The 6,795-nt window shown below is 43.0% G+C and carries 10 protein-coding genes; 3 read left to right on the forward strand and 7 right to left on the reverse strand.

Features of this window, described 5'->3' with window-relative positions; all coding sequences use genetic code 11:
• Positions 1-139: 139 nt before the first annotated feature.
• From AB4307_RS16710 to AB4307_RS16720, 3 genes are read left to right on the forward strand one after another with little or no spacing between them, the layout of a single operon-like run.
• On the forward strand, positions 140-1,240 hold the full coding sequence (locus AB4307_RS16710) for a glycosyltransferase (protein WP_017070860.1): 1,101 nt from the start codon (positions 140-142) through the stop codon (positions 1,238-1,240).
• Positions 1,237-2,424: a glycosyltransferase family 2 protein gene (locus tag AB4307_RS16715; RefSeq protein WP_017059581.1), complete on the forward strand. Its 1,188-nt coding sequence runs from the start codon at positions 1,237-1,239 to the stop codon at positions 2,422-2,424. Before AB4307_RS16710 ends, AB4307_RS16715 begins: the two co-directional genes overlap by 4 nt.
• A gap of 9 nt (positions 2,425-2,433) precedes the next feature.
• Entirely contained in the window at positions 2,434-3,093 is a 660-nt protein-coding gene (locus AB4307_RS16720; RefSeq protein ID WP_017063903.1) for a sugar transferase, read from the forward strand.
• Between the two features lie 246 nt (positions 3,094-3,339).
• Here the strand turns inward: AB4307_RS16720 and AB4307_RS16725 are convergent, their stop codons facing one another.
• The 7 genes from AB4307_RS16725 to AB4307_RS16755 form a co-directional block, all read right to left on the reverse strand.
• Entirely contained in the window at positions 3,340-3,855 is a 516-nt protein-coding gene (locus AB4307_RS16725; RefSeq protein WP_372132614.1) for a GNAT family N-acetyltransferase, read from the reverse strand.
• 78 nt (positions 3,856-3,933) lie between these two features.
• Positions 3,934-4,215, reverse strand: a complete 282-nt coding sequence (locus AB4307_RS16730) for a hypothetical protein (RefSeq protein WP_017059577.1) — start codon at positions 4,213-4,215, stop codon at positions 3,934-3,936.
• 194 nt (positions 4,216-4,409) lie between these two features.
• A complete protein-coding gene (locus AB4307_RS16735; RefSeq protein ID WP_372132617.1) occupies positions 4,410-4,814 on the reverse strand; it encodes a DUF1801 domain-containing protein in 405 nt (134 codons plus the stop codon).
• 104 nt (positions 4,815-4,918) lie between these two features.
• On the reverse strand, positions 4,919-5,371 hold the full coding sequence (locus AB4307_RS16740; RefSeq protein ID WP_372132619.1) for a hypothetical protein: 453 nt from the start codon (positions 5,369-5,371) through the stop codon (positions 4,919-4,921).
• 26 nt (positions 5,372-5,397) lie between these two features.
• Complete coding sequence (locus tag AB4307_RS16745) at positions 5,398-5,820, reverse strand: hypothetical protein (protein WP_372132622.1); 423 nt, start codon at positions 5,818-5,820, stop codon at positions 5,398-5,400.
• A gap of 206 nt (positions 5,821-6,026) precedes the next feature.
• A complete protein-coding gene (locus tag AB4307_RS16750) occupies positions 6,027-6,509 on the reverse strand; it encodes a P-loop nucleotide/nucleoside kinase family protein (RefSeq protein ID WP_372132625.1) in 483 nt (160 codons plus the stop codon).
• Positions 6,506-6,712 (reverse strand): hypothetical protein, encoded by a 207-nt coding sequence (locus AB4307_RS16755; protein ID WP_372132628.1) that lies wholly within the window; start codon positions 6,710-6,712, stop codon positions 6,506-6,508. The genes AB4307_RS16750 and AB4307_RS16755 overlap by 4 nt, the downstream gene beginning before the upstream one ends.
• Positions 6,713-6,795 lie beyond the last annotated feature (83 nt).

Consider the following 6,795-nt stretch of genomic DNA (forward strand, 5'->3'; position numbering starts at 1 on the left):
CATAAGCAACTGAAAAATAAAGATTATTTAGTTGGCACAACTTCTGCAATCTCCTTGAGTAGTTAAACGTTTTAAAGAATTTACTTCAATAGAAACGTCAGAAAGGCGAAACAACAATTATAAAGGCAGGGTCCAAACTATGAATACGCATTTAACGAAGCATGGCAAAAAGATCATACACGTTGTTCAGCACCTTGCACCGGGTGGATTAGAAACCCTAACTCTGGATTTGCTCCGCCTTGCTAAACCAACAGACCAAGTGTTGATTGTCAGTTTAGAGGGTACTAAACAAGAGTCTATAAACAACTGGCCGAAGCTAGAGCCATACAAAAAGCAAATCGTCTTTTTGGATAAAGCACCAGGCGTACAATTCAATATCATTATTAAGCTAATTAAAGCCTTCAACGCGATTCGCCCTGATGTGGTTCATACCCATCATATTGGCCCACTGTTATACGCTGGTTATGCCGCTCGCGTAACCGGGGTTCCAACTCGAATCCATACCGAACATGACGCTTGGCATCTGAACAACAACAAACGTCGTCGATTACAAGCGCTTGCTTTAAAAGCTGCTCAACCAACGTTAGTTGCCGACGCGACACGTGTTTATAACCAACTACGCACTGCTTTTTCTTATGAGAACATCATTACCATCAAAAATGGCGTTGATTGTGAGAAGTTTAAGCCAATGTCGAAAGAACACGCGAGAGCAAAACTAAACCTGCCGACAGACAAACACATCATCGGTTGTGCAGGTCGACTAGAACATGTCAAAGGCCAAGACCAACTTATTAAAGCACTGACTCTTTTACCTGCAAACATGGTTGTCGCATTGGCTGGCGGCGGTACTAAACGCAATCAACTAGAGCAACTGACTAGCCGCTTGAATCTGAGTGACCGAGTCATCTTTCTTGGCTTAGTTGAAGACATGACCACGTTTTACGGAGCGTTGGATACGTTCTGCCTACCTTCACGCCACGAAGGGCTGCCGCTTTCTACACTTGAAGCTCAAGCATGCAATATTCCAACCGTCGCAATGGACGTTGGTGCCGTCGATGAAACCTTATGTCCAGTCAGCGGCGCCCTCGTCAAAAGCGGCAGCATTGTGGGGTTAGCTAGTGCGCTATTAGAAAAGCAAAATGAACGCTTTTTGTCACCTCGTCGCTACGTACTCGAAAACTTCGACATCATCAAAATGGTTTCGTCTTACAACGATATATCAGAAGGAGCTTACGCATGATTGATTGGTTGCTTGCGGGACTTTGTTTGTTTTCAGGTGCGTTGATTGTCTATCATCACGCAGCCTACCCTTTGTTACTGCGTTGGTATGCGAAAAGCCACCCCGCACGCAAAGTTGAAGAGAGTCATCGTTGCTACAAAGAGGAACAGCAAGATTGCACGTTGCCGACCATCACCGTTCTTGTTCCTGCATTTAACGAAGAACAGTGGATCGCAGACAAGATTCGTAACCTTGCTTCACTCGATTACCCAAAAAAGAAGTTGGAAGTCATTATCGCTTGCGATGGTTGCACTGATAACACAGTCGCCATTGCACAAATGACCATACAAGAAGCGATGTGCAGTGATGTCTATTTTGAGATACATGACCATCAAGTAAACCGAGGTAAAGTCGCGGTTGTTAATGAAGAAGTGACACGTATAACCAGTGATATCACGGCGATGAGTGATGTTTCTGCCCTTATTTCATTGGATGCTTTGCTTATAGCTGCCGCTCATTTTGAAAGTGACAAGGTTGGAGTGGTAAACGCAACGTATCAACTTTGTCCAACAGGCAATGAAGGCGAAAACACGTATTGGCAGTACCAAACCGCGGTTAAAGAGTCTGAGGCTTCGTTAGGTTCTAGCTTGGGTTCTCATGGCGCTTTCTACTTGTTTAGAACACACCTGTTTGAACTGCTTCCACTCAACACTATTAATGATGATTTCATCTTACCGATGCAAATCGTTAAACAAGGTTACATCGCCGAATACGAAACCCAAATGGTTGCATTAGAGCTAGAAGAATCGAACCTAGAAACAGACTTCAAAAGAAGACTTCGTATTTCAGCGGGCAACATGCAACAAGCGATTCGATTATTTGCCTTGTTCAGCCCGAAGTTTAAAGGCATCGCGTTTGCGTTCTTTTCAGGAAAAGGACTTCGCCTACTCACTCCATATTTAATGATTGTGTGCTTAGTGTGCTCAATCTTACTTAGCAACTACTTGGTATTTGAAGCGCTGTTATGGGCTCAAGTTGCCGTTTATACCATTGGCGTCCTTGGCTGCATCTTGCCAAAGCGTCTAGTAAACAAACCTATTTCATTAATCTCTTATTTGATAGTTGGACACTACGCCAACTTCATTGGTGGCATTCGTTACCTAATCGGACTAGAAAACTCACCTTGGACACGAGCAAATCATTAAGGACTTATTATGATGAACATCGAACAGCTATCTACCCAAAACCTATACCAATACAAAATCTCACGTGCTAAACGTACTTTCGATTTTGTAAGCTCACTGATTGCTTTGATTTTGCTAGCGCCCGTATTTCCGTTGATTGCGATGGCGATTGCACTCACTTCTCGTGGCCCTATTTTCTACCGTCAACTGCGCGTTGGTAAATCGACACCGGAGAAAATGGAAATCTTTGAGATCATGAAATTCCGTAGCATGTACGAGGATGCAGAAACTCGCTCTGGTGCAGTTTGGGCTACCGCGAATGACCCACGAATCACGCCTGTTGGCCGCTTTTTGAGAAAGACACGTCTTGATGAACTGCCACAACTGATCAATGTACTGAAAGGTGAAATGTCTCTAATTGGCCCGCGCCCTGAACGCCCTACTTTTTACACGAAACTAGAGAACGAAATTCCTTACTTTGCTGACCGTACATATGGTGTAATGCCTGGTATTACAGGGCTTGCACAAGTAAATCAAGGTTACGACACCTGTATTGATGATGTACGTCGTAAAGTAGGTTTTGATCACAGTTATGCACTAAGCCTATGTTCGGTTAAGTCTTGGATTGCCGCTGATCTCAGCATCATCTCTAAAACAATCATCGTAATGGTAGATGGTCGAGGTCGCTAAACCAGTATGGTCTAATGTGGATACAAAGCCTGTTTTCTATAAAGCCTTAGGGGGCGATTGGAAAGTCGCTAATGAAACACAGAGTGCCGAATTAGCCCACGTTAACTAGACTCGCTGCTCTCGGTTCTCAGTTGAATGGTGTAATAAGGTTTCTTCCCTATCAATTGACGTAAACATTGGCAATGAATGTATAACGCAGATGTGGCTTGAGTTAGGGATTAGAAATTAAGAGCTGAGAGCTCAGAGTTAAGAGTTAAGACGAGAAAGCTTATATTCATAGAAAACCACAGCACTTTCGTCAGAGGCTTGCTCAACAAAACCTAGCTTTTTAAGTAAGTTGGCAGAGGCTATGTTTGAACGATCGACACCGCCAATCAGTGTGAACCATGACTCGGTTTTTGCGACTTCTGTGATGAAACTCTGCAATAACTCACTCGCGAAACCCTTGCCCCAGCATTCTTCTGCAAGCAAGTAGCCAATATGAGCATCACTTTCGTCTTCTACATAAGCGAACAGAAAACCAATTAATTGATTATCGTTGGATTTCACTTGAAGTAAGCGGCTCTCCGACAACATTCGGTCGAGCCAAATTTCAGCCAGCTCACCTGACACAATACCATGAAAGTATGGTGGAAGGTTTTCAACGACTGACGAGGTTAGAATGCCAGGTACTCGCTCAAGCAGAGCCGAACGTTCAGGAACAGTAAGTTCACCTGCGACTTCTTCTACTTTTAGTCTTTGAGTTTCAAACGAGATCGCCATGTGTCCTGCCCAATTTGATAAAAATGTGGATTATACACCTGAGTTCTCGGGTTGGCTTCGTTTCCAGGCTAAAGCAAACTAAAGAACAGCCACTCCTTCAACTTCAATCACTGAGTTAACATTTGCTCGCTCGATTATCTTGAGTAACGTCGTTTGAACTAACTCATTATCTCGGATTTCGGTTTCACAAGAAAAACGCTCTTCTTGAACACCATCGCCCTCACCCAGCATAAATTGAACCGCGACTTCCGTTGCGAGATCTTTGGTCGTCCCGTAATACGCTAACGTGATTTTTGGGTATCCGTGGTCGCCTTTTTTAACCTGCTTTGCGATACGTTTTTTGGCTTTATCTAAATTCATACAACTTCCTTTTAAGTTTGAAATACAAGGTGACTAGAACACCTTTTTAAACGGTAAGCAATACAATCAGCGTTGGTTATAGAGATTCCCTAGCCTCTTGATACTAATCAAGATGGTACAGTCTTAGCACTTTAAAGAGTGATAGCTAGAACACAGAAAACCTGTTTAAGAAATATAATGACAACATATAAGAACTACGCGCCAAGAAGTGGGAGATGTTTTCGTTGCTGATAAGTTAAGGCTAACTCTAAGCACTGCTTGATTGGTGCTTTGGGAGGTGGTTCAGTTAGGTTCAAGATGATTGCCCGATTACCTTGAAATGCCAATGTGTCATCGTGCAATTCTCTGAATGTGTCGATTAGCTTCGTTTGGCAGTTAAAGAACAAGTAATAGTTGTTTGGCGATTTTAATTTCCAATCGATTCGAATTGGACTGCCCGTCTTAACGCTGTAACTCGGCTCGCCCCATTTCAGAGACTCTTCGACTTCACCTAAATCCAAATCAGAGCAAAGCTCAAAGATTAATGAACGCAACTCTTCAAGCCGAGCTCGAACATCATCGGGATACTCGTCGAAATGTGTTTTGATTGCTCTGTCCATTCAACCTCCGATTCATTTGTTGTGATATTAAAGTCCAGCTCACTTAAAGCATAGAACCTTAAACATTAGCCCAACTTTAAACGAAAAGTGCCAAGCCTCGTAAATCAATTTTGAGTTATCTGTTCGTTAGCGGTTTTCAAGGCCAGCTTTAAACCGTCCGTATCCTTACAACCAATGTAAACATGCTTTCCATTGCTTAGGCTTAACTTAAGCGCTGAACCTATCGATGCATTATACAACCAACCATCGCTCAGCATTCGGATACCAATACCTTGATACCACTTGCTTTGATAGAACGATGTCTCTGTAATGTCTGACACTTCTACATTCTTACGCCAAAAGCCAAAGCCGAAATACCAACTTAGTACATTGTCTTTGACCTCAATGGTCATAGAGAAAAAGAGCAAAGCAATTAAACCATTGATGGCGTGAGCGATTAATGTCCCAGGGTTATTATCCGAGGTAACGACAATGAAAGCACTTATCGCAACAAAGATGAGCAGCAATCCCTTGTTGAATTCCTTACTATAAAACACAGCGACAACTCCTATAGACAACGAACAACCCACTAACTAGCCAACAGTTATCTTACTGCAGCCTTTCTAAATAATCGTAGCAAGTAATGCAGGCATACTCCCACAACCAAACCAAGTAGCATCGCCTTGATACTACCAACCCAAAGTATCAAGCCAGAATAACCTTGTCCCGGACCTAAGCCTTGTTTATTAATCACATCGACAAACATAAAACCGTTCCACAGCACATGCAGTGAGGCTGTAAATCCATGCACACAAATTGCGACGGTTCCAAGTAACTTGTGCCTGTTAATGACAGGTGCGCCACAAAAGATGACAACAAGCGCAAAGGTCAAAATCAGAGGGCCCGACAGTACGAAAGTGAGTGTGATTACTTCAACGTGGCTCTCTGTTCCATAACTGTATGTACAAAATACCATTGTCATTGAAAACAAAAGCGAAATGAGTGCGAACCATAGCGTTCTATTCATTGGGGTTCCCTGCCTTATAGTGGGTTTAGGACAAATTTGATAATCGACAGGAAGAACTAATTACCAAAAATACGGCATGAGAAATGCCCTTGTTACACGACTATTCGATGGACAACTCAGACTTTCACAAACCCAATGTAACGTGAGGCTTAGAACATAAGCTAGATAACAAAAATACCACTCACCTGCGCGCCTGACTGCATACCTTATTGAGCTTCCTGTTGAACCCAAATAACATTTTCATTTGAAGTGGGAACCTCAAACCAAGACCAAAACAGATCTAACATTTCAGGTGTCATTTCATAAGACTTACCATTCAGTTCCGAGTTACGGCTAAATGCTCTCTGCTTGCAAGTCTCAAAGGGAACATCAAGGTAGTGAACTTCGCTGTCCACACCTAGGTTTGATGCCCAGCTTGTAAAAGAATCCCGATCAGACTCACGCCAAAAACCAAAGTCAAAAATCACCGGAACACCCAAGGAAAAGAGCTGCCTTGCAGAGTCCTTGAATAACCCTTGTAACGTAGCCAGCCGGCGATCAAAAACCTCACGCTCCATATGCTCGCCATACAAAGGAATCATCCACTCATCAATCGAGAAACGAAACGCGCCATGCTTTTCTGCAAGCGCTTTAGAGTAAGTCGTTTTACCCGAGCCAATAAAGCCACATACGAAATAGATTTTAGTCATGATGCCCCATTAGTCTGCTTGTTACGCATGATTCTTTCTTTTAGAAGTGTACCAATACTGCTAACGACAAACGTAAAAGCAAACGCCACCATTGGCCGATAGAAATCAAATGCACCATCTGTCATAAAAAAGTACTGATGAATGGCGACACCAAAACCAACCCCTAATGCCAGCTTCAGGTTCTTGAAAATTCCTTGTTTCATGTTCATTCCCTCGTAGAAAGCAACACTATGTATAGGTGTGAGTGAGTTTATGACCAGATCTTAATCCAAGGCGGTCGAGCGCA

It is taken from the genome of Vibrio sp. 10N.261.52.C2 (genome assembly GCF_041471425.1).
GTDB lineage: Bacteria > Pseudomonadota > Gammaproteobacteria > Enterobacterales > Vibrionaceae > Vibrio > Vibrio crassostreae_C.

What these genes read in the sequence shown, in the direction of transcription:
- AB4307_RS16710 (WP_017070860.1), top strand. Translation starts at nt 140, where the DNA reads ATGAATACGCATTTAACGAAGCATGGCAAAAAGATCATACACGTTGTT.
- AB4307_RS16715 (WP_017059581.1), top strand. Translation starts at nt 1,237, where the DNA reads ATGATTGATTGGTTGCTTGCGGGACTTTGTTTGTTTTCAGGTGCGTTG.
- AB4307_RS16720 (WP_017063903.1), top strand. Translation starts at nt 2,434, where the DNA reads ATGATGAACATCGAACAGCTATCTACCCAAAACCTATACCAATACAAA.
- AB4307_RS16725 (WP_372132614.1), bottom strand. Translation starts at nt 3,855, where the DNA reads ATGGCGATCTCGTTTGAAACTCAAAGACTAAAAGTAGAAGAAGTCGCA.
- AB4307_RS16730 (WP_017059577.1), bottom strand. Translation starts at nt 4,215, where the DNA reads ATGAATTTAGATAAAGCCAAAAAACGTATCGCAAAGCAGGTTAAAAAA.
- AB4307_RS16735 (WP_372132617.1), bottom strand. Translation starts at nt 4,814, where the DNA reads ATGGACAGAGCAATCAAAACACATTTCGACGAGTATCCCGATGATGTT.
- AB4307_RS16745 (WP_372132622.1), bottom strand. Translation starts at nt 5,820, where the DNA reads ATGAATAGAACGCTATGGTTCGCACTCATTTCGCTTTTGTTTTCAATG.
- AB4307_RS16750 (WP_372132625.1), bottom strand. Translation starts at nt 6,509, where the DNA reads ATGACTAAAATCTATTTCGTATGTGGCTTTATTGGCTCGGGTAAAACG.
- AB4307_RS16755 (WP_372132628.1), bottom strand. Translation starts at nt 6,712, where the DNA reads ATGAAACAAGGAATTTTCAAGAACCTGAAGCTGGCATTAGGGGTTGGT.